The following is a 25,494-nucleotide window of genomic DNA, read 5'->3' on the forward strand; positions in this document are numbered from 1 at the left end:
GTCAGTCGAGCAGAAATTCTGCGTCACCGACCAGTGCGTTCACACCGCTCTGGCGGGCACAGGTCATCTCGATGCGCACCCGGCGACCGTCCTCGGCATCGAGGATGTCGACGACCTTCGCAGAGCAGGTCAGTTCGTCTCCGGGCCAGACCTTTTCGGCGAACCGGATCTTGAATCGGCGCAGGTTTTCCACGCCCAGCCAGTCGGTGACGTAGCTGGCGAGCATGCCGGCCTGCAGCATGCCGACCGAGAACACCGAGGGAAATCCGGTTTCGAGGGCATAGGTCTCGTCGTGGTGCAGCGGGTGGAAGTCGCCGGATGCGCCCTGGTATTTGACGAAGTCGGTTCGGGTCAGCGGTGGGTACGTCCGCGGCGGGGCCTGCTGGCCGATCACCGGTGTGCTGGTCGCGGTGGTCATCACTTGCTCCCTTCCGAGCTGCCCGTGGTCGCGGTCTCGATGATGGTGCTGTTCTGTGTCGCGACCAGGCGGCCGGTCTCGTCCCGGAACTCGGTGATCATTTTCGCGAACGTCATGACCCCGCCCCGCTTTCCGGGCTTTTCGAAGGTCTCTCCGATGCGGGTCTCCGCGGTCAGGGTCTGCCCGGCGCGCGGGAGCGGTCCGTGGAAGAGGTATTCCTCCTCACCGTGCAGGATCCGGCGCCGGTCGAACCCGAGCTTGGCGAAACCGGATTGCTCGGCCGGCTCCCAGATCATCCGGCCGCTGGTGAGCATCGTCGGTGGGATCACAGGTTCCGTGCCGGTGTGGGCGGGGTGCTCGGTCTTGACTGCTCGCGCGAATTCGCGGACCTTGCTGTAGTCGAGCGGGAATGCGTAGCTCATTTGGTGGCTCCTTGCACCGGGGGAATGCCCGCGCGGCGGGTTTCGACGGACTTGGGGAACGCCTCCGAGCCGATGACCTCGGCGAGTTCGGCGACATCCCACTGGCGGTCCGCGCGGACTTCGTGCGCGATCGAGTAACCGGCATAGAGCCCGACGTAGCCGCCATAGACGCCGAAGACCTGCCCGGTGAACTCACACCCCTCGGTGCCCAGGTAGGCGACCAACGGGGAGATGTTCTTGGGGTTGTAGCGGTCGAAGACGTTCTCGTCGACCGGCTCACCGACGAGGTCGCTGATGCCCGGGGTGGCGGCGACCGGGGCGGTGCGCGCCACCGGGGCGATCGCGTTGGCGCGCACCCCGAACTTGCCCAGCTCGCGGGAGGCGTTCACGACCTGGATGGCCAGACCTGCCTTGCAGGCCGAGTAGTTCCACTGACCGAAGTTGCCGTGCAGTCCGGAGCCGGAACTGGTGTTGACGATCGAGCGGTCCGCCGTGACACCCTCTTTCGCCTTGGTGCGCCAGTAGCGTGCCGCTGCCTGGGTCGCCGAGAACGTGCCTTTCAGGTGCACGTTGACCACCGCGTCGAAATCGCGTTCGGTCATGTTCCAGATCATCGAGTCGCGGATGATGCCGGCGTTGTTGACCAGCACGTGCAGATCCCCGAACGAGTCGACCGCGGCGTCGGTGAGTGCGGCGCCGACGGACATGTCACCGATGTTGCCTTCGACGGCGACGGCCTGGCCACCGTTGGCGATGATTTCGGCGACCGTGCTGTGGGCGTCTGTCAGGTCGTTGCAGACCACGTTCGCTCCCTCTGCCGCCATCAGCAGTGCGTGCTCGCGGCCGATACCGGCACCGGCGCCGGTGACGATCGCCACGCGTCCGTCCAATTGTCCCATTGTGTTGCCTTTCTCAAAGGGTGGGTGCTGACCGGGGGTCAGGAGACTTTTTCGTAGAGGGTGACGACACCGGCGCCACCGAGTCCGAGGTTGTGCTGCAAGGCCAGGGTTACGCCCTCGACCTGCCGGGCGTCGGCGGTGCCGCGCAGCTGCCAGACCAATTCGGCGCACTGGGCCAGACCGGTCGCGCCGAGCGGGTGCCCCTTCGACAGGAGCCCACCGCTGGGGTTGACCACCACGCGGCCGCCGTAGGTGTTGTCACCGTCGAGGATGAACTTCTCCGAGCCGCCCTCCTCGACCAGACCGAGGGACTCGTAGGAGAGCACCTCGTTGATGGAGAAGCAGTCGTGCAGCTCGACGACCTTGATGTCGCGTGGATCGACGCCGGCGGCTTCGTAGACCTGGGCGGCCGCCGTCTTCGTGATATCGGCGCCGACGACCTTGAGCATGTCGTCGGCGGTGAACAGGTCGGGCAGATCGGTGGCCAGTGCCTGGGCGGCGATCGCCACGGTCGGCGTGATGGCGTGCGTGCGGGCGAACTCGTCGCTGCACACGATCGCGGCGCCGGCCCCGCACGTGGGCGGGCAGGCCTGCAGCCGGGTGAGCCCGCCGTACAGTGCGGGTGAGTCGAGGACTTCCTGCTCGGTGACCGGGTCCCGGAACACCGCGTACGGGTTGTTCGCGGCGTGCCTGCGGGACTTGACCGAGATCTTCGCGAACAGCTCCGGTGACACCCCGTACCGCTTGCAGTACTCCTGGGTCGCGCCGCCGAAGAACTGCATGGCGTTGGACGGGTTGTTCCGGTCCACCCCGTAGGTGCGGTCCAGGACCTCGAGGTGCCGGCTCATCGGCGCGGGCCGATCTCCCCAGGCGTTGAGCAGCGGTCCGGGCCGCATCTGCTCGAACCCGACGGCCAGCACGCATTCGGCGGCACCCGATTCGACGACCTGCCGCGCCAGCCACAGCGCCGAGGATCCGCTGGCGCAGTTGTTGTTGACGTTGACGATCGGGATGCCGGTCATCCCGGCGTTGTAGATCGTGCGCTGCCCGCTGGTCGAATCACCGTAGACGTACCCGGCGAAGGCCTGCTCGATCGCCTCGAAACCGAGACCGGCGTCCGACAGTGCGGCGCGAATCGCCTTCGCGCCCATGTCGAAGTAGTCCTCGCTCTTTCCCGGTTTGGCGAACGGCACCATGCCGACGCCTGCTACCAAGACCCTGCGACTCATTGTGTTCCTCCAGGTGTTTCTTCCGATGTGTATGTTTCGGTAAACTGTTGCAGCTCAGAGCAGTTCGAGGATGGTGGCGTTGGCCATGCCCCCGCCTTCGCACATCGACTGCAACCCGTACCGGATGCCTTCGTCCCGCATGTGGTGCACCATCGTCGTCATCAGGCGCGCACCCGATCCGCCGACCGGATGCCCGATGGCCATGGCCCCTCCGTTGGGGTTCATGCGGGTGTAGTCGGCTCCGGTCTCGCGTAGCCAGGCCAGCGATACCGCCGCGAAGGCTTCGTTGATCTCGTAGGTTCCGATCTGATCGAGCGTGAGCCCGGACTTCTTCAACGCCAGGGCGGTGGCGGGGATGGGGCCTTTGAGGATCGTCACCGGGTCGGTACCGGTGACGACCGCGGTATGTATCCGGGCCACAGGGCGCCACCCGTGTGTGCGGGCGATGTCGCTGGTGGTGACCAGCAGGGCGGCCGATCCGTCGGAGACCTGCGACGCGTTGCCCGCGGTGATGTCCCTGCCTTCGGCAAAGGGTGACGGCAACGTGGCGAGTTTCTCGAGGGTGCCCCCGCGGCGGATGCCTTCGTCGGTGTCGAAGATCCGAGTGCTGTCGCCGGGACCGGCGACCTCGATCGGGGCGATCTGTCCGGTGAACCGGCCGGCGTCGGTCGCGGCAGCGGCGCGGGCGTGCGAGTCGAGGCCGTGCTGGTCCATCTCGGTGCGGGTGATCCCGTATTCGTCGGCGATCATCTGGGCGCCGCGGCCCTGGTCGTACCGGTCGATGTTGTACCGGCCCAGCACCTGGGGTCCGTAGATCGGTCCGTAGTCACCGGCTCGGGCGGCTGCGCCGAGGGGGATGACGCTCATCATCTCCACGCCGCCGGCGACGGCGATGTCGTACTGGCCGGAGATGACTCCCGCGGCCGCCTGGTGCACGGCCTGCTGCGAGGAACCACATTGACGGTCGACGGTGACTCCGGGTACGTGCTCGGGCCATCCCGCGGCCAGCACCGCCGATCGGGCGATGCATCCTGCCTGCATGCCGAGTGTGCCCACGCACCCCCAGATGACGTCGTCGACCAGGCCCGGGTCCAGTCCGGTGCGCTCGGCCAGGGCGCCGAGCACGTGCGCGGACACCGCCACCGCGTGCATCCGCGACAAGGCGCCGTCCCGTTTGCCGACCGGTGTGCGCACCGCGTCGACGATCACTGCATCTCGCATGACTCTCCTTGTCCGAAGCGTTCTTTCGGGGTCGCTACAGACCCATGTCCTTGGCCACGATGGTCTTCATGACCTCACTGGTGCCGCCGTAGATCCGGGAGACGCGCGTGTCCGAGTAGAGGCGGGCGATCGGGTACTCGAGGATGTAGCCGTAGCCGCCGTGCAGCTGCAGACACTTGTCGATGACCCGGCCGGCCATCTCGGTGCAGAACAGCTTGATCCGCGCCGCATCCGCCGACGTGAGCTCGCCGGTGTCGTCGAGCTCGAGTCCCTTGTCCACCAGTGCCTGTGCGGCCGAGACCTCGGTCTCGCACTCGGCGAGCACGAACTTGGTGTTCTGGAAGGACGCGACCGGCTTGCCGAACACGTGACGCTGCTGGACGTACTCCGAGGCGAACTCGATTGCCGCGACGGCCATTGACGTCTGGCCGACGCCGATCGACAGACGCTCGCGCGGCAGGTTCTGACCGAGGTAGGAGAAGCCTTGGTCCTGCTCGCCGAGAAGGTTCTCCACGGGAACCTTCACGTCGGTGAACGAGATCTCGTTGGTGTCAGACGCCTTCATGCCGATCTTGTCGAGCTTGCGGCCGAACTCGAAACCGGGGCTGTCGGTAGGGACGACCAGCAGGCTCAGCCCGAATCGACGATCCTCGGTGGGAGCGGACGTGCGGGCCGCGACGACACACAGTTCCGAGTTGCGGGCACCTGTGATGAAGGTCTTGGCGCCGTTGAGGATGTAATGCGTTCCGTCGTCGGACAGACGTGCGGTGGTCTTGATCCCGGCCAGGTCCGAACCCGTGCCCGGCTCGGTCATCGCGATGCACAGCATCGTGTCACCCGATGCGACCCCGGGCAGCCAACGCTGCTTCTGCTCCTCGTTCGCCAGCCGCAGCAGGTACGGCAGCACGATGCCGATGCTCACGGTGTAGTGGCCGAAGGCGACCGCCGCACGGTTGACCTCCTCCTGCATGACGGCCTGAAACTTGAAGCTGGTGGGACCGGCGCCCCCGTATTCCTCGGGAATGTCGAAGCTGGTGGCGCCGAGCTCGGCGAGCTTGTTGAACAGCTCGCGCGGAACCTGGTTGTCCTTCTCCCAGTCGGCGTAGAAGGGCGTGACCTCTTTCGCGATGAAATCGCGGATGGTACGGCGGAAGTCCTCGTGCTCGGCGTTGTAGACGGTGCGCTTCATTACTGTGCTCCTACAGGTGTGTGCTGATGCGGCGGTGGTTGTGGTCAGACGCGGCCAGCGTCAACGACCAGGCACTGGCTGTTGATGTAGTCGGATTCGGGTGTGCACAGCAGGTACACCGCCCCGGCGGCTTCCGCCGGGGTGCCGCCGCGCCCGAACGGGATCATCTTCGAGGCCATCGCCATGCGGTCGGGGTTCACCCCGACGCGGATGTCTCGCCCGTCGATGTTCAAGGTGGTGTCGGTGTCGGCGGTGACCTCGGTCATCCGGGTGATGATCAGCCCGAACGCGACCGCGTTGACGTTCACCTTGTAACGGCCCCACTCCTTGGCCAGGGTCTTGGTGAGTCCGAGCAGGCCCGCCTTGGCCGCACCGTAGTTCGCTTGGCCGGCATTGCCGTAGAAGCCCGACACCGACGAGATGTTGACGACCTTGCGGTGATAGTCGGTGGGCGCCGACTTGATGAACGGTTGCGCCGCACGCAGAATCCGGAACGGCGCCTTGAGATTTACGTCCAAAATGGTGTCCCACTGCTCGTCGGTCATCTTCTGGATCACCGAGTCCCACGTGTATCCGGCGTTGTTGACGATGATGTCGAGGCCACCGAAGGCCTCGACCGCGGTGTCGACAAACCTTTCGGCGAATCCGTCCTCCGATACCGATCCGGCACAGGCGACAGCACGGCCGCCGCCTGCGGTAATCGCGTCCACGGTCTGCAAGACCGGCTCCGGATCGAGATCGTTCACCACGACCGCAGCTCCCTCACGGGCTAGTTTCAGGGCGATTTCCCGCCCGATACCGCGCCCCGACCCCGAGACCAGCGCGGTCTTACCGCCCAGTGTTCCCATCATGTCGCCTTTCATAAATGACTGTCTTCAAATTCCGATTCACGCACCTGTGAATCGCGTAGAAATTAGCTTTTTACTGGTATAACACGGCGAAAATGCGAGCCGCACCATCCGGAGCAATCGGTTACTCGCAATTCGCATTGCCGCGTCGATGCCGTCCTGTCAACCCCTTGTGTCGGCTAACGATCGCCCGGGAGGGAGACGGTGGTTTCCCGGGTGGGTGCGAGGACCCCTCTCGGCCTCCGGCGCGCAACCCTCCAGGAACCACTTCCCCGCCCACCCCAGCTCGTCCCTTTACCGCGGAGTTGAAAGTGACCCTTGACACATCGGCGGTAATGCTCAAAAGTGAATCACTAGTAATTCCAATCCGTGAGGTTCCCGAGATCCGGTAGGAACGGTTCGCTCGGCGACGGCATGCAACCACGGACGAAATCCCATAGCCAAGCCGGTAGCAAACGCGCATGCCCGTCATGAACGGAAGGCGGAGCGCTTTACGACACGACCACGCAGAGGAATCGCGGCATCAAGAGGAACGAACGATAACCAATATTCATAGCTTTGCAGGGCCGCGCCTGGCCTGGCCACATGGCACCGGACCTGGATGACGCGCTGTCTCGCTCGGCGAGGTCAGGCCCTTCCGGTTCGGCTCGGTTCCGGCGTCAACCCGCACACTCTCGTAGATGATCCGAAAGGGATTCGTGGTGACCACACGCGAAAACACATCGCAACGCCCACAGCCAACAAACTCGACCAACTCCGTCCGCTCAACGCGCGCATGGAGTTTCACCTCCCTGCTCGTGCTGCTGACGGTGGTCAACTGGAGCGACAAGGCGGTTCTCGGGATCATCGCGCAGCCGCTGGCCAAGGAATTGGATCTGACGGCAGCGCAGATCGGCCTGGTCGGCAGCCTCTTCTTCTTCACCTTCATCATCGGCGGCTTCATCTCCGGGACGGTGAACAAACTGCTGTCGCTGCGGTGGGCCCTGGCCGTGCTGGCCCTGCTGTGGTCGGCGTCGATGCTGCCGATGGTGTTCACGGCAAGTTTCGCGGTGCTGCTGATCAGCCGACTGTTGCTCGGACTGGCCGAAGGACCGAGCGGCCCGTTGACACACACGGCCACCTTCTCCTGGCATCCGCCCGCCAAACGGGCACTGCCGGGCGCCCTGCTGGCGGGGTCCGCCTCCCTGGCGAAGATCGTCGTCGCGCCGGCGCTGGCCCTTGTCACCGTGTCCTGGGGATGGCGTGCCGCGCTGATCTGCCTCGCGATCCTCGGCGTGCTCTGGTGTGTGCTGTGGGTGCCGACCTGGTCCGAGGGGCCCTACATCCGAAGCGGGAAAGGCCATGGCGCCACCGAGTCCGGCACCGATGCGGACGAGCCCGCGGTCCCGTGGATCCGCATCTTCCGTACGCCGACGTTTCTCAGCTGCATGCTGCTGATCATGACCATCTATGCGTTGGTCGCGATCGTACTGACCTGGCTGCCCTCGTACTTCGAGGTAGCGTTGGGCTACAGCAGGTTACAGGCCGGATCGATGTTCGCCTTCCCCAGCATTGCGGGTCTGATTCTGATGCTGGCGTTGGGCGCCACCGGTGACCGGCTGACGTCCCGGGGTGCGACGTCTCGGGTGGTGCGCATCATCATTCCCGCGACGGGGGTGTTGATCAGCTCGGCCATTCTGGTGACACTGCCCTATGTCAGCGTGCCCGCCCTCGCCGTCCTCATCGTCTCGGTCGGCTACGGGTTCCTCGCGTCGGGTTACCCGCTGATCATCGCCACCATCACGGAGTTGTGCCCACCGCGCCAGACGGCGGGGACGCTCGGGGTGTTCATGGCGATGATGGGTGTCGGCGGGCTGGTGGGACCGTATGTGACCGGACTGATCGTCGACGCCGCCGCCAGCCCGGCAGCGGGGTACGCGACCGCTTTCCAGGCCTTCGGAGTGGTCGCGATGGTATTCGCGATCGGCGCCCTCGTCGCCGCAAATCCCGAGCGCGACAAGCTTGCGGTGCGCGGGGACGCCTCCACCCGATAGCCATGTCGATCGACACGACGTCAGAAGACGTCGTCGCGTAGTTACCGGTACCCGGGGGTGGAGCGACGGCCATGACCGTTGTGGGCCCACCCCCGGCTGCTGCGTGTGCCTGAACAAGTCCTTTCCTGTTGGTTGCCACGATGAAGTGATAGGAGGCTCGAGCCGTGACCGGTCCCCTCGCGGGTGTCAGAGTGGTCGAGCTTGCGAGGATCGGTCCGGTCCCGCATGCGGCGATGGTTCTCGGCGACCTCGGCGCGGACGTGGTCCGCGTCGACCGCCCTGATTCCGGGGCCTCGCTCTACGACCGCGCCGAAGATCATCTGTTCCGTAATCGTCGTGCAGTGTTGGCCGACCTCAAGGATGCGGCCGACCTCCGCCGCGTTCGTCAGCTCATCGACCGAGCCGACGTCGTGCTCGAGGGTTTCAGGCCGGGCGTCGTCGAGCGGCTCGGTTTGGGCCCCGAACAATGTATGGCGACGCACTCACGACTGGTCTTCGGGCGCATGACCGGATGGGGCCAGACGGGCCCGAGCAAGGATGGGGCCGGCCACGACATCAACTACATCTCACTGACCGGAGCACTCCACGCCATCGGCCGCCCCGGGCAGCCGCCGGCCGTCCCTCTCAGCCTCGTCGGAGACTTCGGCGGTGGGTCGATGCTGCTGGTGACGGGTGTGCTCGCGGCTCTGGTCGAGCGCAGCGTCTCGGGTCGCGGCCAGGTGATCGACGCCGCGATGGTCGACGGTGCGAGCCTGCTGATGCAGCCGGTGTGGGGAATGTTCGGCGCCGGCTTCTGGCAGGACGAACGGGGCACCAACTTTCTCGATGGCGCATCACCGTTCTATCGCACCTACGAGTGCGCGGACGGGAAGTTCGTCGCCGTCGGCGCACTCGAGCCCCAGTTCTACGCGGCCCTCCTGCGCGGCCTCGGCCTCGAGGGCGACGACCTTCCCGCGCAACACGACCGCCGGTCCTGGCCGCAGCTGAGCGAGCGGTTCGCCGTGATCTTCGCCGGGCACTCACGGGACCACTGGGGCGCGGTCTTCGCCGGCACTGACGCATGCGTGACACCGGTGCTTTCTCTCCGCGAGGCAGCCCAGAACCAGCACCTGCGCGACCGGCAGACCCTCATCGACGTCGAGGGTGTCGTACAAGCCGCGCCCGCTCCCCGCTTCTCCCGTACACCGCCCGGTGCGCCGCGTCCGCCTCGGTCCTACCAATCGATCGACGAGATCGCGCGGAGCTGGGCCCAATTGGTCCGGAACCCGAGGTAGCCGGCCGGTCGAATGCGGCAATCAGTTGGCCGAAACAAATTGGCCAAGAACAACTGTCGAAGGAGATGCAGTATATGACGTCCGACGAACTTCTCAATGGTCTACCACGATCGCTTTCGTACCCGCAGGTCGGAATGGACTCGATGCTGGCCGGCGTGGCTGCGTCCTACGGGAACCGGATCGCGCTGATGGATGGTGACGACCACCTGACGTTCGGCGAACTCCATGACGACGCGCTCCGCATCGCCACGTGGCTGCGGAGGCGGGGAGTCGACCACGGAGACCGGGTCGCGATTGCGATGCCGAACAACATATGGTTCGCCGGGGTGTACCTCGGAACGGTACTGGCCGGGGCGACGGCGTGTGTGGTCAACCCACTGACCCCGCCGGCCACCCTCGCCGAGCAGTTCGAGGACTTCGACCCGGTCGCGCTGTTCATCCACCCGACATCCGAGTCGGCACTCGAGGCCCGCACGTCACGGATGGAACTCGTAGTACGCGCGCCCGGCACGCACACATCCGGACGCGGCGCGGCCGGCCGGCCCGACTCGGCAGTTCCTCTTGTGGATCTGCTCGCGGTGCAACCGCAACCCCTGCCGGCGTGCCACCCCGACACCGTCGCGCACCTACAACTCACCGGTGGTACTCTTCTGCCAAACCATGCGTGTTGCGACGACCGCTGGAATCCGCCCCCCGATGCCGGGGCACAACCATGCGCACAGGCGAACGAGAAGATCGAGGAATGACGGAGACGAGGCCAGGTCGGATCCCCGTGGGCGATCCCATCGCGCTTCGCTTCGACCATGAGACCAAACGCAGGCTAGAGGACATGGCCGAGGGAATCGGGCCGCGCCGTTTCGGGGCGCTTATCCGTGTTGCCTGCCGGCGACTTGTCACCCAACCCAACCCAAAGCCGTCGGCAACGGCCTCGCCGAACAGCGTCGACTCTCGGAAGCGCTGCGGGCGATCCCGCTGGTCATGCTCAAGATAAAGCTGGAACCGGATACCGCGCAGAAGTTCTCGGCGCTGGCCGCCGAGCACGACACCACGGTCAGCGCGCTCATGCGGATCGCGCTGCACCGATTCCTCGAAACCCCCGGTCGTCGTAAGCCAGGGCCGCGACCATCGCGCCGGAAAACAACGCGGGAACGTCAACGCCGATACCAACCCCATCGACAGACGTGACTGGCGGCACCCATTCGGCCACCGCCCAGGCGGCACCGCAACCAGCCCCACCCCCTGCCGCCAAACCGAGGCACGGTTGCGGAAACTCCGGCACCCGGTGGTGAACAGTGTGCTCGGGTTCTCTGACGGGCCGATGTATTCGCTGTTGTACGAGTGCAAGCTCGGGCCTGTAACGTATTTTCTCGTGAACGGGCTCCCTACCACGCTCGATGCCGATCGTCGGTGTCTGGTGATGGCGCCCAGACCGTGAAAACTGCGAAGCCGCACGTCCGGCACCCTCCTCAGCAGGCCGCGGTCGACAGCGTCATCGAAATGCGCGGATTGTCGAAACGCTTCGGTGGCCTCATCGCCGTCGACGCGCTCGACCTCGACGTCCATCGGGGTGAGGTCTTCGGGTATCTCGGCCCCAACGGGTCGGGGAAAAGCACGACGATCCGCATGCTGTTCGACTTCATCCGGCCGTCCGCCGGAACTTACACCGTCCTCGGTGGCCGCGGCGCCGACCCGGCGATCCGCCGCCGGCTCGGCTACATCCCCGGCGAGCTCAAGTTCGACCCCAGATACACGACGGCAGACCTGATCGCGTTCTACGGCCGCCTTCGCGGTGGAGTCGACACGACCTACGTCGACGAGCTTCTCGAACGCTTCGACCTCGATCCAGTGCGCCCGATCGGACAACTCTCCACGGGCAACCGCCGCAAGACCGCAATCGTGCAGGCGTTCATGCATCGTCCGGAGCTGTTGATCCTGGACGAACCCACGGCGGGTCTCGACCCATTGCTGCAACACGAGTTCCACCAGCTGATCGGCGACGTCAAACGCGACGGCGCGACGGTGTTCCTGTCCTCACACGTCCTGCCCGAGGTGGAAGCGCTCGCCGACCGCGTCGGGATCTTGAGGAAGGGCCAGCTCGTCACGGTGGCGGCCATCGACCAGCTCCAGCGCCAAGCCCGCCAGCACGTCGACCTGTACCTTGCCCGCGAAGCAAGCGCCGAGCCGTTCGCGGACCTTCCGGGCGTCCTCAGCGCTACGGCTTCCGGGACGGTGATCAGGCTCGTCATCGAGGGGAACGTCGACGCCGTCCTCAAGCAGGCCGCGACGCTGCCGGTGCGGCGGATCGTCACCCACGAGACCGATCTCGAGGAGGCCTTCCTCAGCTTGTACCGGGACGAGCCGAGCCCGTGAGGGTCCTGGGGCGTTACCTCGAGGACCGGCGACGATCAATGGTGTGGTGGTCGGGCGGCGTGGCTGCCTACGTGGCGGTCAACAACGCGTTCTACCCGACGATCAAGAACGTGACCGGGATCGAGAATCTTGTCAAAAGTCTTCCGGACACCTTCAAGACCCTGATCGGCTCGAGCGACCAGATCCTCATCACCTCCCCGGCGGGGTACCTGCAGGGACGATTGTTCGGCCTCACCCTGCCGGTCCTGCTGTTGATCTTCGCCGTGGGAGCGGGCGCGTACGCGATCGGCGGCAGTGAGGAGGACGGCACCCTCGAACTGCTCTTGTCCAATCCGGTGACCCGCGGACGTGTCCTGATCGAGCGATTCGTCGCAGTGGTCGCGCTGTCGCTCGGCCTTGGGATCGTCACCACCGTGAGCCTCCTCGCGTTCTCCCCGCCGTTCGGCTTGCTCGAGGGTGTATCGATCCCCGGGCTCGTCGCGGCGGTGTTCGCGGCGACCGCATTCGGGCTGATGCACGGCGCGATCGCGTTTGCTGCGGGCGCCTGGACGGGCCGACGGTCGGTGGCGATCGCCACGGCCGCAACCGTGGCGGTGATGGGAAATCTCCTCAACGCCGTCGCGGCATCGAGCGAGAGCTTGCACATCTTGCGCTTCGCCTCGCCCTGGCACTGGTACGGGGGCCGCAACATGCTCGCGCAGGGAATCGCGCTCGAGCCGTTCCTCGCTCCGATTGCCGTTTTCGTGGTCTGCGCAGCGGTGGCCCTGTGGAGCTTTCGACGGCGGGACCTGCACTGACCCACCGCACGTGGGGTGACTTCGAACCGCTGTACCGGACTCATGCCGTATCCGCGACCAGCGTGGCAGTTTCAGCAGTTCCCTGCACGGACCCCAGAGGAGCTAGTCGTTGGTGCAGACTTCATCCGAATGGGAGGCGGCAATAGTCATGTGCACAACGCGATCATCTACTTGCTGAAGCCCATTCGCGATATCTGGGCGCAGCCGTGCAGTGCGAGGACGACGGTGGCGACAGCGAGGACGCCGGCCGTGGCCTGGCGGCGGATTCCCTCCAGCCACGAATCCAGGCCACCCCTCCGGTGGTGATTGCCATGAGCGTCGTCGATCCCCCGTCCTACCCTGAGTTGAGGCCGCCGGGAAATGGTCGGCGGTGCCGTCGTCGACCGCTGAAGGAGTCCCGTGTCCGGTGACACAGATCCGGAACTCATTTCCGCCCCGCGTGGTCGGATCACCCACATGCTCAGCGCCCGCCCGTTGCTGCTCCTCGCGTTCGCGTTCGCGGTCATGGCGGACCCCGTCTCCTCCGTGGCGTACGCCATCGAGGCTGCACTGCGAGCCCTGGGCGGTGATCTCGCTCTGCTGATCCCGACCATGGGCGCAGTCGTTGCCATCATCGCGGTGGTGAGCGTGAACTACCAGCAGCTGATTGCCCGTTACCCGCGGGGCGGCGGCGCGGCGGCGGCCGTCGGCGAGGCCTTCGGCGAAGGCTGGGCGTTCGTCCCTATCGCAGCCCTCGTCGTCGATTTCGTCCTGACGATTGCCATCAGTGTGTCGGCCGGGGCATCCGCGATGATTGCATACTTCCCGCCGCTCAGAGCCGAGCGGCTGCTCCTGGCCCTGGCATTGATCTTGGTCGTCGCAGCAATGACCTGGTTCGGGCACCTGGGCCGGCTGGTATTCGCGGTGATGACCATCGCCTTCATCGCCGTGGCGATCACCGTGTTGCTGTACGGGTGGGGTGCGTCGCCGCAGCCGGTGGGCACAATCGCTGCCACCCCGAGCCACCAGCCCGTTCTTGCAATGGCATTGGCGTTCCCCGTAGCGATGGCCCTGGCAACCGGCGTGGAGGCACCCTCGTCCGCTATCGCGCAACTCGGCCAACTCGATGACGCCGGCCGCCGCAGGTTCGGGCAGATCACGTTGTGGATGATGCTCGGCATCGTCGGAACCATCACGATGGGACTGACTCTCGAGGCGCACCATCTACAGAGCGGGATCCCCACAACCGACACCACCCAGATCGCAGAACTCGCCCGGATAGCCGCACCTGCCCCGGTATTCGCGGCGTTTCAGCTCGTGACGGCGTTACTGCTGCTCTCGGCGGCCAGCTCCTCCTTCCAGGCGGGCCCGGGACTACTCAAAGCCCTTGCTCGCGATACCGACCCCGAGGGCCGCAGCACCGGCATCCTGCCACCACTGCTCGGGCGAACCAACCTCCGATACACCCCGTACACCGGAGTCGCACTGTTCACCGTCATCGCCGCGGCCGTCACCGCCGCCGCTCGCGGCGAAGATCAAACGCTGGTCCTCTTCTACGCCGTGTCGGTATTCTTGAGCTTCCTCGCCGGCCTGGTGGCCATGGCCGTGTTTTCCCACCGTGAGCGCAGACCCGGCCGTCTGCTCCTCAATGTCGCCGGCGCCGTCGTGGTCGGCTTCACCTTGCTGATCAATCTCGCTCGCGGGGAACCGGTGTTCAGTCTCCTCGCCGCCGTACTCATCGCCGGCGTGCTTCACCGTCTGTGGGTCCGCGCCGGCCGTCCCCGTGGCATCCACGCCGCCCTCACCCTCACCCCACCCCCAGCTTCGTAGGACTCGGGCCACCGCGAGGCCGATCGCACCGGACTGTCCGACTGGGTCGACGTCATGGTCAACCCTTCCAGCAAGCAGCAAATCTGGAGACTCGCCGGCCGATACGGGGACAAGCTCAACCCCGCACTGCTCCGAGTCGCCCTACGGCGCCTACTCGACGAGCCCGGTGACCTCACCACGGACCTGGAGACCATCGCCCCACTGCGAGACCTCCGGCCCGAAATCTATCCAGCCAGGGCGAATGTGCACTTCGACCCCCCGCTACGCGACAGACTCGACGCGCTGGCAGCACGGGTCGGCTCCGATCGCGCCGAGTTGATGCGCCTCGCCGCGAAGCGTGTGCTCGACGCGCCCGGATTGATCGAGCAGGCCGTGAACCGCGAGATCTTCCGCAGCGAGAAGAACCGGAAGCACCTCATGCCAGGCACGCCCGCCGCCAGGCGCGACGCCACACCTTGCACGACTGATTAACCGGCCAGCCGCTGGCCAATTCAACGGGGCGAGTTCCGTTCCCATGTACCCGCCTCCGGCGGTTACCAGGCCACCTGCGGTGTGCTGGATAGGGCTGAATGGCCTTTGCCAGGCACCGCTCGGAAGCCGTCATCCGCGTCATCGGTGATACTTCGGCGCCGCTGGGGAAGCCGCCTCGTCCCGGGGTGCGCTGAAGTTCCGCCTGGCTTCGCAGCCCGGGCTTCAAGTCCCACCTGCCAATGCGACGGCTGGTCCGAGAATTGCGCAAGTCCGGGTGTCGTGCCCGGCGCGCAGCGCACAATGAGAGCACAGCACCGAGCCAGGAAGGGGTGAACCACCGTGGCCGAGAATTCGAACGTCAAGCAGGAGATCGCGGCCGGCACGTCAATCGGGGCAGCGGTCATTCTGGTGACCGTCGGTGGGCTTCAGGTGCTCCAGGGCATCGCCGCGGTCGCCAACGACGACGTGTTCGTCGTGGGTATCGAGTACACCTACAGGTTCGATCTCACCGTGTGGGGTTGGATCCATATCGTGCTCGGCGTGGTGATTGCGCTGGTCGGTCTCGCCCTGTTCACCGGCGGGATATGGGCGCGAACGCTGGCGGTCGTCATCGCGGCAGTGTCGATCATCGTCAATTTCCTGTGGCTGCCCTACTACCCGGCGTGGTCGATCCTGATCATCGCGCTCGATGTAGTCGTCATCTGGGCGATATTCACCTGGATCCCGGACACCGCGAAGGACAAGGATCTCGCAGCACCCCCACCACCCTCGCCACCGACCTGAACGGCCCGACCGGGGTGGCAGTGCAACCCGGCTCACCGGCGCCATGCTCGGGTTCGGTGCGCCTGCCCAGCTTCGGCTCCCGCGGCAGCTGGATGCGCTGGCTGGAGGACACCATCGGCCAGGTGTTGCGTCGCCATCCCTGGCGCAGCAGAGATGCAGGGGCGTGGCCGGCCCACTCGGACGGGCGGAGGCGCCGGTCGCATGCTCGGCGGACCGAGACACTCGCCGAGTTCCTCGGCCCGAGAACGGAAGGTGGGATGAGCACGATGGTGAGTGAGCAAACGAAGGCCCGGATCCAGCACGATCTCGACGCCCGGTTCGGCCGGTTCGGGGTCTGGCTCTATCGCGTGACCAGGGGCCGCATCGTGCGCCCGTGGGGGCGACGAGTCCTGGTGCTGACAACCCGGGGCCGGCGCACCGGGATGGCTCGGTCCGTGCTGCTCCAGTACTTCCCCGACGGCACCGACCGAATCGTCGTGGCCGCCAACAGTGGCCGCCCGACACATCCCGCCTGGTATCACAACCTGACGGCGACCCCCGAGGCGACGGTCGAGGTCGACGGGCACACCCTCACCGTCCGCGCCGTCGAGCTCACCGACGCGGAAGCGAAGCACTGGTGGCCGAGGGTGGTGGCCATCGCCCCTTCCTATGCCAAGGTCCCCGAGCGGACCACCCGCCGCATCCCGTTGATCCGACTCGTCCCAGTGGTCTGACCGGCGATGGTCCGGGTCCGCGGCAGCCTCGACATCGCTCGACCGGTCGAGGAGGTTTTCGACTTCGTGGCCGATCAGCGCAACGAGGTGCGCTACAACCCGGCCATGACCGACTCGGTCAAGATCACCGACGGGCCGATCGGGATGGGGACACGGTTCCACGCGACCATTCTTCGCCGAGGCAAACCACTCGCGGTGATCGTCGAGTACACCGGGTTCGACCGCCCTCACCTGCTAGCGTCCCGCAGCGTCATGACGGGTGCGGTCGTGACCGGACAGATGCGATGCGAGCCCACCGCGGGCGGCACTCGGTTTCGGTGGGAGTGGGAGATCACGGTGCCGGGCCTCGCGCGCCTCGCCGGACCCGTCCTCGGATTAATCGGTCGGCGGCAGGAACGCGCCATCTGGACGGGCCTCGAGCACGTCCTCGAAGCCGGGAACGACCCGCCCTGATCCACGCCGTCAATCCGATGCTTTTGCCGTCGGCGAGCGGATATCGTGATCGGCGACAGTTTTCAAGGCGGGTTCAGGGCCTGCGCACACGTCCCCGCTTTGGGGTACTCAGTCCGGATCGCCCGGTTCACCAGGGGCGCAGAAGTCGGGAGGATCTCCGTGTCGACGTCGTCACGCCCAGCAGCCGATCCCGGTTCTGTCCTCGCGGACCACTTTCCCCGGGACCTCACCGATGCGGCGCTCACCCATTCGGATGCGAGCCTCGTCCTCGACATCACCGGACACGGACGGTGGACCGTCGCCGTCGACGATGGCAAGGCCGAGGTGACCACGAAGGTCGCCGCGGATCCGACGTGTACGGTGCACACCGACGCCGACACGCTCGCCGATTTGCTCATCGGCCGGCGCAGCGGGGTGGACGCATTCCTCGATGGTGACCTCACCACCCGCGGCAGCCTCGCGACCGTCCTCCAAATCGGAGGCGCCTTCGCTCCGGACATCGACCTCGTCACCCGCCCCCGGTCTCGTGAGGTCACCGCGTGCGGGGTGCGCACCGCATACCTCGAGGCAGGACCTGCCGACGCACCCCCGGTAGTGCTGCTGCACGGCCTCGGCGCCACCAATGCGTCGATGCTGCCGGTTCTCGCCGACCTGGCCGAGGACTTCCGGGTCCTGGCACCCGACCTGCCCGGGTTCGGGGCCTCCGAGGCGCCGGCCTGGACCTACACCGCCGAGCAACTCCACCGCTGGTTGCGCGACTTCCTCGACACCGTGAACGCCGACGGTGCGGTGGTGATCGGTAATTCGCTGGGCGGCCGACTCGCACTGGAATTGGGCATGCGCGATCCCGACATGGTCGACAAGCTCGTGCTGCTGTGTCCCTCCCCGGCGTTCCGCCGGTTCCGCCAACTGGCCCCCCTGGCCCGGTGGTGGCCGGTGGACATCGCCCGGTTGCCGACCATCGGCCTGCCGCGTCGGGTGGTGATGGCGGGCGCCAAGGCGATGTTCGCTCGTCCCGACCGGGTGCCCCAACCATGGTTCGAGGCCGCCGTCGACGAGTTCGAGATCGCGATGGCCCAGGGCGCCCGCCGCCGGGCGGCGCTGTCCGCACTGATCAACATCTACATCGAGGAACCATTCGGCGACAACGGATTCTGGGAGCGACTGACCACCGTCCGGACTCCGACACTGTTCCTGTGGGGGCGCCGTGACCGGCTGGTCCCATCGCGGTTCGCCCGGCACGTGAGCATGGCTGTTCCTACCGCGGAATCCGTCGTGCTCCCCGACTGCGGACACGTACCTCAGCTGGAACTGCCCGACGTGACGATGGGCCTCACGCGCCGGTTTCTCGGCTCTTCGCGCGCCGCACCGACGACGTACCGCTTGCCGCACCGACGTCCCGGGCTTGGACGCCCGACGGCTCGAGATCTGCCGGTCGGCCCGTAGCGGTCCGCTCGGGCACAGGAGGCGCCCCGCGGTGACCGGGCTGAGGATTCCGACAAGTTCATGTGAATGGCACAGTGCCAACTTGGTGGTGAGAAGTCGTCAGGTCGACCCTGCTGATTCCCCCCGATCGAGATGGCGGATGTTCCGACCCTTTCCGTGCGCAGGGCGTGCCTGTTGAGGGCGCGGAGGTCCTGGCTACTCGCATCCAGAAACGAGGACGGCTGGTACATCGAAGGCGGGTTGCGGATCGGTGTCGACGACACGGCGACCGGGCGGGCCTACCGCACCGGGAACCTGATCCAGGTGCCGCAGATCAGCGATACCGGCCCGCATGGTCCGGCTTTGCTGCTGCCGCTGCGGGTGTCCGCGGACTCGGTGACCGGGGTCCTCGCCCTCGTCCGCAACCGCGGCCGGGAACCGTTCGACGACTGCCAACTGCCGCTGGCCGCGGCCTTCGCCGACCAGGCCGCCCTCGCGTTGAAACTGGCCGACGATCAACGCCAGCTGGCGGCCGTGTCGCTGATCGCCGAGCGGGACCGGATCCCCACGTGCACGCGGGGACGGTGATCACCGATGCGTGCATGACCGTCCTGCGCCATGCCGTGGTCGCCAGGAGTTGCTTTCAGCGTTGGGCGGCCACCCCGATCCCACGGGTGTCCTTCGCGTTCTCGTAGTCGTCGTTGATCAGCACGGTGGTGCGGTCGGGTCGGTCGATCATCGAGGCGGCGACGGAGGCGCGGTAGCCGGAGGCGCAGTGCACCCAGACCTCACCGGTAGGTAGCTCGCTCATGCGGCCGAGGAGCTCGTGGAGGGGAATGTTGATCGCTCCGTCGATGTGGCTCTCGGCGTATTCGTCGCGTTTGCGGACGTCGACGACGGTGACGTCCTTCTTACGCAGTGCCTCTGCGAGGCTGGGAAAGTTGGCGACCCGGTAGGAGCGCAGTTCGGTGCCGGCGACGAGGGTGTGGATTTCGCCGATCGCGGCGCCGGTGAGGTCGTCGATGCCGATGCGGACCAGTTCGCGGCGGGCGTCGGTGACCTGGTCTTCGTTTTCGCCGATCAGGGTCAGGGGTGCACCCCACTGGTAGAGCCAGCCGAGGTAGGTGACGAACGAGTCAGACAGCTCGAAGCCGAGGGTGCCGCCGAGGTGGCCGGCGGCGAAGGCGGTGCGCTCCCGCAGGTCCACGACCCATTCGCCGGCCTCGATGCGGCGGCGGAGCTCGTCCGGGTCGACGGGTGCGGGCAGCGACAGGTCGACCGGGGCCGGTCCTCGGGTGTTGATCACGCCCATGTGGGCGTAGTAGGCGGGATACTCGGACAGACCGGCGATCAGTTCGTCGACGTAGCTTTGCTCGTCTTGGGTGAGGGCGGGGTTGGTGGTGCGTTGTTCGCCGACGGTGGAGGAGTCCCCGCTCGCGGGGGTGGCGGCGCAGAAGCTGCCGAATCCGTGGGTGGGGTAGATCTTGGTGTCGGCGGGGAGCTCGTCCGCCAAGCGGTGCACCGAGTGGTACTGGGCGTGGGTCAGTTCCCGGGTGTGGGCCTTGCCGAGGAGGTCGGTGCGGCCGGTGGTGCCGAAGAGCATCGATCCACCGGTGAAGACTGCGTGGGGGGTGCCGGCGGTGTCGCGGAGGACGTAGCTGACGTGGTTGTGGGTGTGGCCGGGGGTGTGCATGACCTGCAATTGGATCGGTCCGGCGTCGATGACGTCGCCGTCATCGACGGCGCGCCGCTGGTAGCCGACGTCGTCGCCGGTGGGGACGGCGTATTCGGCGCCGACGGTGCGGGCCAGCTCGAGGCCACCGGTGACGTAGTCGTTGTGGATGTGGGTCTCGAGGACGTGGGTGATCCGCACGCCGCGGTCGTGGGCGAGAGTTAAGACCCGGTCGATGTCGCGTTGCGGGTCGACGACGACGCCGACGGCGCCGTCGCTGATCAGGTAACTGCGGTCGCCCAGACTGGAGGTCTCGATGATCGATACATCCATGACTCGTACCTTCCTCACATGTTCTCTGGTGTTCGCATGCCCGGGAGGGCATAGGTGAAACGGTGTGATGCAAGCCGCCCGCGGCATCAGCGCAGCAAGATCGTGTCGATCAGCACGTAGGCGGCGACGGCGAAGACGAGATAGGCGAACCACCGCTGCAGCCGGTCGGTGTCGACCTTGGTGCCGAAATGACCGGCGATCAGGGACCCTGCGATCGCGGTGCCCGCGAACGCGAAGGTGATCGCCCAGTCGATGCTCGCGCCGCTCAGGTGCGAGACCAGACCGGCCGCCGAGTTCGCGACGATGATGACCAGCGAGGTGCCGACCGCGACCGACATGTCCAGACCGAGCATCAGCACCAGGGCGGGGATGATCAAGAATCCGCCGCCGACACCGAAGAGGCCGGTCAGGAAGCCCACCGCGATCCCGGCGGGGATCGATCGGGGGGCGCAGCGGCGCCAGTCGATCCCCGAGTCCCCGACCTCGCAGGCCGTGCCGGTGTCGCTTCGGTCCATCAGCATCCGGATCCCGGCGACGACCATCACGGCGGCGAAACCGATCAGGACCACCGATTGCGGCAGCAGGCGCCCGATCGCGCTGCCGGCGAAGGTGGCGGGAATGCCGCAGGCGGCGAATACCCCGGCCATGCGCCAATTCACTTGGTGCTCGCGAATTTTCGGGACGGCTCCGACGAGGGAGGCGACACCGATCACGAGCAGGGAGATCGGAATGGCCTGTTCGAGGTCGAGGCCGAGGCCGAAGACCAGCGCGGGGACGGCCAGGATCGACCCGCCGCCGCCGAGGAGTCCGAGCAGGACACCGATGATCGCCCCGAGCGCGAGTGCGATCGTTATTTCCACATAACTCCTTTCGCCATCAGCCGTGGGGGCGGGGGCGGGTGTGGTTACCGGTCGCCGGTGTCCTGGGAGAGGGTGTCGATGGCGGCCTGCAATGCGGCGGTGGCGTCGTCGGCGACCGCCCCGAGCCCGGGTTGGTCGGCGACCTGAACCATCACCTGCGGGTTCATCGCATCGACCAGCACCGCACCCGGATCAGCCGGGTCGGCGCGCACGACGACGTTGCACGGCAGCAGCAGCCCGATCTGCCGGTCCACGGTGACCGCGCGATGGGCGAGCGGCGGATTGCAGGCACCGAGGATCAGATAGTCCTCCATGTCCTCACCGAGTTTCGCCTTCAGGGTGGCCTTCATATCGATCTCGGTGAGGACCCCGAAGCCTTGGTCCGCCAGGGCTTTGCGGGTGCGGTCCACCGCGTCGGCGAACGAGGTGTGCAGGGTGGTCGACAGTGCGAGCGTCATGAGCGTGTGCTGCCTTTTCTCGGAGAATATGGGATGGGATCGGCCGGTCACCTGCCCCGATCATCGTCCCGATGGGGCGGGAGACGCCGCGACGAGGCGCGGTACGCCGAGGCGGTGCAGCGGCAGACTCGCCGGGCACCACCCCGCCGCGCCGAACAGCAAAAGGTTGGCCCCGACGAACCTGGTGAGCAGCAGCCACCACAACGAAAAAGCCACGGTGAGTGCGAGGCTCGCGAGCACCATCGTTCCGGCCAGCAACGGGACCACCCGCTCGATCGTCCAGCCGCGGGCGGGGAGAGCGTCGGTCATGGTCGCCTTTCGTCGACGTCGAACGGAGGTCGGGGTGAAAGTGGCTCAGGCGAGGGCGAGGAAGAGTTTCTCGAGTTCGGCCTCGGTCATCGGCTCCTTGCCTTTCTCGGCCGCCTCGCCGGTGAGGCATTCGCGTAGGCCGGTGGCCACGATCTTGAACCCGGCCTTGTCCAGGGCGCGGGAGACCGCGGCGAGTTGGGTGACGACGTCCTTGCAGTCGCGGCCCTGCTCGATCATCGAGATCACCCCGGCGAGCTGCCCGTGGGCACGGCGGAGCCGGTTGAGTACCAATGCAATGCTGTCTTCGTCGCCGACCATCATGGTTCCTTTCCTGAGACCTGATGACAGTATACCCCCGGGGGTACGGGTGCGGTGGTTGCATTGTGCAATGCCCCACCCCACCCGCGGCCACGGTCCCGGCGTTCAGTGGGAGAAGCTGATCTTCGGCAAGACCTTGCGCAGCCAGGCCGGTGACCACAAGGCGGCGTGCCCGGTCGGCCACAGCGGTACCGGCCGCAAGATCAGGCGGATCAGCAGCGCGTCGAGGAGCTCAGTGACGCCGAGGGTGGACGGGCCTTCGCGCACGAGGACGTCGCAGGGCAGCAGTCCGATCTGCCGATTGGGTTTGACCGCTCGATCCGCGGGCGGGGAGTGCAGGTCGCCGAGGGTGGCATTGCATTCCATCCTCTCGCCGAGCTTCGCTGTCGCGCCGGCCTGCATCTCACTCTCGGTGCGAGTCAAATCCCTGCTCCGTCGACGAGTCCCGGCCTTGTCGACGGCATTCTCGAGTGTGCGGTGGCCGGCAGTCTGGGTGGCAAGGGTCTCCCGGCAGGGTGGGTGGGTGGTGCGGTCAGCGGCCGAAGAGTGTGCTGAAGAATCCGGATTTCGCGGGGGGAGCGGGATTGTCCTCGCAGGTGCACTTCTGGGATTCGGGCACGGTCTTCATGACACCGTCGACGTGTGCACCGCAGCCTCCCCAGGTCGTCTTTCCGCAGCCGGGGCACGTAACTGGATAACACATGGTGGGTTCCTCCTTGGATACCGCTGATCGTAACGCCGCCAAATATACCCCTGAGGGTATCTATACATGGGAAGTGTGCGAATGACCACAGCTGTTCTGTGCCGGTTTCCTCCCGCCTCGACCCCCACGGGTAGTTGAGCGACACGCGATCCGGGTTGCGGCGGTCTCGGGGGATCCGCGGTGGCGCACAGTGCCTCGAGAATGGCCGGCTGCCGGTGGGCGCTCGGCGGGAAATCGGCTGTGTTGGCATCAGCGTGCAGACCTGTGGGTGGAGACTGGTCGTGGCCGCGCGGGCAGGTTGGAGAGGCGGTGAGCTGGTCATGGATTCGGGTGGTGGTGTGCCGGGAGGTTACCCACGCTTTTTGGTAGCAAAGAGTTCGGCGACGTGTCGCGACGCGACGTGCGGTGTCGGTGTTCGGTGGGGCCTGGGGGCGCACGGGTCGGCCGGTTACTCTGCGCGCGCAGGTCGAACTCGGCGACCACTTCGTCCCGCTGGCTTGGTGCGAGGCACGTTCAGTGCGCGCACTGAACGTGTGCGTGTGCGACTCGGCCGCTTGTGGGACTTTCTGCGTGGTCAGGCTTGGGTGGCGCCGTCTCAATGCTGCGTGGTCGGCCAGATCCTCGGCCAGGAACTCTCGGAGCAGATCCACTGCCTGCACGACCGGGAATCATTGACCCATCGTGCTCGACAATGGAACCGGGAAACCGGGGGCTGCCTTAGCTGGCGGTGACCGTGTCCTCGGCTCCAGTGAGCGCGGCAAGAGCTCCTGTTCCGATTGGTTCGGCCGGCAACATCGGAACGATCGCATACCGGCTGTGTGTCCGAGTGATGGTGTCGATCTCGTCCCGCTCGGTGACCGACCTTTGCTGGAGCAGTTCCGATGTCGGGTTTGCTGCAGCGAGGGAGTTGTTGACCACCCAGGCCCACGACTCGATCCCGGCGCGTTGCAGGTCGGCCTGCAACCCTTCGGCTTCGAGGCGCGGGGTGGTTTCGGCGAGCGTGACGAGCAGGACCTTCGTCTCTTCCGGGTTCTGCAACCGCATCAGCGGGGTGGTGAAGTTTGTGCTGTCGCCCATCTGCCGGGCGATCTCCCGGTGATACGAGCCGGTGGCATCGAGGAGCAGCAGGGTGTGCCCGGTGGGGGCGGTGTCGACGACGACGAACTTCCGCCGGGATTCGTGGATGACCCGGGAGAACGCTTGGAAGACAGCGACTTCCTCGGTGCACGGCGAGGCCAGGTCCTCGGCGAGGGTGGCCCGACCTTGTTCGTCCAGTGCTGCACCCTTCGTGGCCAGCACCCGGTCCCGGTACTGCGCGGTGGCGACGGCGGGGTCGATCCGCGACACCTGCAGGCCGTCGAGGTTCCCGGCGAGGGTGTCGGTCAGATGCGCGGCCGGGTCGGTGGTGGTCAGGTGCACCTGGTGGCCACGCTGGGCGAGGGCGACGGCGATCGCGGCGGCGAGGGTGGTCTTGCCGACCCCGCCCTTGCCCATGCACATGATCAGCCCGTGATCGGCGTCGGCGAGTTCGTCGATCAGGGCGGACAGCGGCGCATCCGGGAACGGTGCCGCATCCTCGGCGAGGGCCTGGGGGGTCGTGGCAGGGTGCGGGGTGAACAGGCTCTCGAGTGCGCTGATGCCGACCATGTTGGTGGCCTTGAGTTCGATCTCGTCGAGCGGCAAGGTGCGCAGTTCGCGGGGAAGAGCATCGAGGGCGGCCTGTTCGCGGTCGCGGATCGCGGCGGCGAGTTGGTCGCAGTCCTCGGGGGTGGGGAGGACACCGTTGACGACGACGTGCTGGTGGGTGAGCCCGATGTCGGCGAGTTCGGTGTGGGTGCGGGCGATCTCGGCGAGCGGGGCGCTCTGGGCGCGGGTGACCAGGACCAGGCGGGTGCGCTGAGGATCGGCGAGGGCGGCGACGGCGTCGGCGTAGATGGTGCGCTGCTTCTCGAGCCCGGACATCGGGCCCAGGCAGGAGGCGTCGCCCTTGCCGGCGCTGAGGAAGTCGGTCCACGACCCGGGCAGCTGCAGCAGCCGGATGGTGTGCCCGGTGGGGGCGGTGTCGAAGAGCACGTGGTCGAAGTCTGCAAGGGTGTCGAGGTCGGTGAGCAGGGCGGTGAACTCGTTGAACGAGGCGATCTCGGTGGTGCACGACCCGGACAGCTGCTCGGTGATCGACGTCAGCTCCTTCTCCGGCAACAAACCCCGCACCGGTCCGACGATGCGTTCGCGGTAGGCGTCGGCGGCCTGCTCGGGGTCGATCTCGAGCGCCGAGAGCCCGGGCACGGTGAGGACGTCGGTGACGGTGTTGCCGATGGTCAGCCCGAAGACCTGCCCGACGTTGGAGGCGGGGTCGGTGCTCACCAGCAGCACCCGCTTGCCCGCGCGGGCAAGCGTGATGGCTGCGGCGCAGGCGATCGAGGTCTTCCCGACCCCGCCCTTACCGGTGAAGAACAGGAAGCGGGGCGGGGTGTCGAGAAACTTCAT

Annotated in this window: 26 protein-coding genes; 12 read left to right on the plus strand and 14 right to left on the minus strand. The window is 66.6% G+C overall.

The genetic code is table 11. The annotated features are described in order from the left end of the window. Position 1 precedes the first annotated feature (1 nt). The 7 genes from GO592_RS32980 to GO592_RS33010 are packed head-to-tail and all read right to left on the minus strand — an operon-like array spanning position 2 to position 6,226. The gene (locus GO592_RS32980) at positions 2 to 418 is read right to left on the minus strand and encodes a MaoC/PaaZ C-terminal domain-containing protein (RefSeq protein WP_007298632.1); all 417 of its coding nucleotides are present in this window, start codon (positions 416 to 418) and stop codon (positions 2 to 4) included. After that, a complete protein-coding gene (locus GO592_RS32985; protein ID WP_007298631.1) occupies positions 418 to 840 on the minus strand; it encodes an FAS1-like dehydratase domain-containing protein in 423 nt (140 codons plus the stop codon). The genes GO592_RS32980 and GO592_RS32985 overlap by 1 nt, the downstream gene beginning before the upstream one ends. Further along, positions 837 to 1,739 (minus strand): SDR family NAD(P)-dependent oxidoreductase, encoded by a 903-nt coding sequence (locus GO592_RS32990; protein ID WP_007298630.1) that lies wholly within the window; start codon positions 1,737 to 1,739, stop codon positions 837 to 839. The genes GO592_RS32985 and GO592_RS32990 overlap by 4 nt, the downstream gene beginning before the upstream one ends. 38 nt (positions 1,740 to 1,777) lie before the next feature. Then, the gene (locus GO592_RS32995) at positions 1,778 to 2,968 is read right to left on the minus strand and encodes a lipid-transfer protein (RefSeq protein ID WP_007298629.1); all 1,191 of its coding nucleotides are present in this window, start codon (positions 2,966 to 2,968) and stop codon (positions 1,778 to 1,780) included. A 54-nt stretch (positions 2,969 to 3,022) separates the two neighbouring features. Beyond that, positions 3,023 to 4,189 carry a thiolase family protein gene (locus GO592_RS33000; protein WP_007298628.1) on the minus strand — a complete coding sequence of 389 codons (1,167 nt, stop codon included), beginning with the start codon at positions 4,187 to 4,189 and terminating at the stop codon, positions 3,023 to 3,025. Between the two features lie 34 nt (positions 4,190 to 4,223). Next, positions 4,224 to 5,378: an acyl-CoA dehydrogenase family protein gene (locus GO592_RS33005; RefSeq protein ID WP_007298627.1), complete on the minus strand. Its 1,155-nt coding sequence runs from the start codon at positions 5,376 to 5,378 to the stop codon at positions 4,224 to 4,226. 44 nt (positions 5,379 to 5,422) lie between these two features. Beyond that, positions 5,423 to 6,226, minus strand: a complete 804-nt coding sequence (locus GO592_RS33010; protein WP_039951902.1) for an SDR family NAD(P)-dependent oxidoreductase — start codon at positions 6,224 to 6,226, stop codon at positions 5,423 to 5,425. Positions 6,227 to 6,927: 701 nt separating this feature from the next. On the opposite strand from GO592_RS33010, the gene GO592_RS33015 reads away from it, so the two are divergent. From GO592_RS33015 to GO592_RS33075, 12 genes are all read left to right on the plus strand, one after another. After that, positions 6,928 to 8,259 carry an MFS transporter gene (locus GO592_RS33015; protein WP_420228108.1) on the plus strand — a complete coding sequence of 444 codons (1,332 nt, stop codon included), beginning with the start codon at positions 6,928 to 6,930 and terminating at the stop codon, positions 8,257 to 8,259. A gap of 164 nt (positions 8,260 to 8,423) precedes the next feature. Further along, complete coding sequence (locus GO592_RS33020; protein ID WP_007298624.1) at positions 8,424 to 9,533, plus strand: CaiB/BaiF CoA transferase family protein; 1,110 nt, start codon at positions 8,424 to 8,426, stop codon at positions 9,531 to 9,533. A gap of 74 nt (positions 9,534 to 9,607) precedes the next feature. After that, positions 9,608 to 10,279 (plus strand): AMP-binding protein, encoded by a 672-nt coding sequence (locus GO592_RS33025; RefSeq protein WP_007298623.1) that lies wholly within the window; start codon positions 9,608 to 9,610, stop codon positions 10,277 to 10,279. 685 nt (positions 10,280 to 10,964) lie between these two features. Beyond that, positions 10,965 to 11,903 (plus strand): ABC transporter ATP-binding protein, encoded by a 939-nt coding sequence (locus GO592_RS33035; RefSeq protein ID WP_007298622.1) that lies wholly within the window; start codon positions 10,965 to 10,967, stop codon positions 11,901 to 11,903. Next, positions 11,900 to 12,700 (plus strand): ABC transporter permease subunit, encoded by an 801-nt coding sequence (locus tag GO592_RS33040; protein ID WP_237720489.1) that lies wholly within the window; start codon positions 11,900 to 11,902, stop codon positions 12,698 to 12,700. Before GO592_RS33035 ends, GO592_RS33040 begins: the two co-directional genes overlap by 4 nt. Positions 12,701 to 13,099: 399 nt before the next feature. Continuing rightward, complete coding sequence (locus tag GO592_RS33045) at positions 13,100 to 14,509, plus strand: amino acid permease (RefSeq protein WP_007298620.1); 1,410 nt, start codon at positions 13,100 to 13,102, stop codon at positions 14,507 to 14,509. A 54-nt stretch (positions 14,510 to 14,563) separates the two neighbouring features. After that, positions 14,564 to 14,980 carry a CopG family transcriptional regulator gene (locus GO592_RS33050; protein ID WP_007298619.1) on the plus strand — a complete coding sequence of 139 codons (417 nt, stop codon included), beginning with the start codon at positions 14,564 to 14,566 and terminating at the stop codon, positions 14,978 to 14,980. 339 nt (positions 14,981 to 15,319) lie between these two features. Further along, a complete protein-coding gene (locus GO592_RS33055; protein WP_007298618.1) occupies positions 15,320 to 15,763 on the plus strand; it encodes a DUF7144 family membrane protein in 444 nt (147 codons plus the stop codon). Between the two features lie 257 nt (positions 15,764 to 16,020). After that, positions 16,021 to 16,476, plus strand: a complete 456-nt coding sequence (locus GO592_RS33060) for a nitroreductase family deazaflavin-dependent oxidoreductase (protein WP_007298617.1) — start codon at positions 16,021 to 16,023, stop codon at positions 16,474 to 16,476. Between the two features lie 6 nt (positions 16,477 to 16,482). After that, entirely contained in the window at positions 16,483 to 16,929 is a 447-nt protein-coding gene (locus GO592_RS33065) for an SRPBCC family protein (RefSeq protein WP_007298616.1), read from the plus strand. A gap of 159 nt (positions 16,930 to 17,088) precedes the next feature. Then, on the plus strand, positions 17,089 to 18,375 hold the full coding sequence (locus GO592_RS33070) for an alpha/beta fold hydrolase (protein ID WP_007298615.1): 1,287 nt from the start codon (positions 17,089 to 17,091) through the stop codon (positions 18,373 to 18,375). Between the two features lie 132 nt (positions 18,376 to 18,507). Beyond that, the gene (locus tag GO592_RS33075; protein ID WP_272943281.1) at positions 18,508 to 18,942 is read left to right on the plus strand and encodes a GAF domain-containing protein; all 435 of its coding nucleotides are present in this window, start codon (positions 18,508 to 18,510) and stop codon (positions 18,940 to 18,942) included. Between the two features lie 55 nt (positions 18,943 to 18,997). Here the strand turns inward: GO592_RS33075 and GO592_RS33080 are convergent, their stop codons facing one another. The 7 genes from GO592_RS33080 to arsA form a co-directional block, all read right to left on the minus strand. Next, positions 18,998 to 20,359: an MBL fold metallo-hydrolase gene (locus tag GO592_RS33080; RefSeq protein ID WP_202715058.1), complete on the minus strand. Its 1,362-nt coding sequence runs from the start codon at positions 20,357 to 20,359 to the stop codon at positions 18,998 to 19,000. Between the two features lie 86 nt (positions 20,360 to 20,445). After that, on the minus strand, positions 20,446 to 21,219 hold the full coding sequence (locus GO592_RS33085; RefSeq protein WP_202715059.1) for a sulfite exporter TauE/SafE family protein: 774 nt from the start codon (positions 21,217 to 21,219) through the stop codon (positions 20,446 to 20,448). 44 nt (positions 21,220 to 21,263) lie between these two features. Further along, on the minus strand, positions 21,264 to 21,677 hold the full coding sequence (locus GO592_RS33090; protein ID WP_007296768.1) for a DUF302 domain-containing protein: 414 nt from the start codon (positions 21,675 to 21,677) through the stop codon (positions 21,264 to 21,266). Positions 21,678 to 21,737: 60 nt separating this feature from the next. Beyond that, positions 21,738 to 21,986, minus strand: a complete 249-nt coding sequence (locus GO592_RS33095) for a YgaP family membrane protein (protein ID WP_007296769.1) — start codon at positions 21,984 to 21,986, stop codon at positions 21,738 to 21,740. A 45-nt stretch (positions 21,987 to 22,031) separates the two neighbouring features. Then, complete coding sequence (locus GO592_RS33100; protein ID WP_012686900.1) at positions 22,032 to 22,304, minus strand: metal-sensitive transcriptional regulator; 273 nt, start codon at positions 22,302 to 22,304, stop codon at positions 22,032 to 22,034. Positions 22,305 to 22,409: 105 nt separating this feature from the next. After that, the gene (locus GO592_RS33105) at positions 22,410 to 22,727 is read right to left on the minus strand and encodes a DUF302 domain-containing protein (RefSeq protein WP_007299867.1); all 318 of its coding nucleotides are present in this window, start codon (positions 22,725 to 22,727) and stop codon (positions 22,410 to 22,412) included. 997 nt (positions 22,728 to 23,724) lie between these two features. After that, complete coding sequence (gene arsA / locus GO592_RS33115) at positions 23,725 to 25,494, minus strand: arsenical pump-driving ATPase (protein WP_007299868.1); 1,770 nt, start codon at positions 25,492 to 25,494, stop codon at positions 23,725 to 23,727.

The sequence above is a fragment of the Rhodococcus sp. 21391 genome (assembly GCF_016772255.1).
GTDB classification, from domain to species: Bacteria; Actinomycetota; Actinomycetes; order Mycobacteriales; family Mycobacteriaceae; genus Rhodococcus_F; species Rhodococcus_F opacus.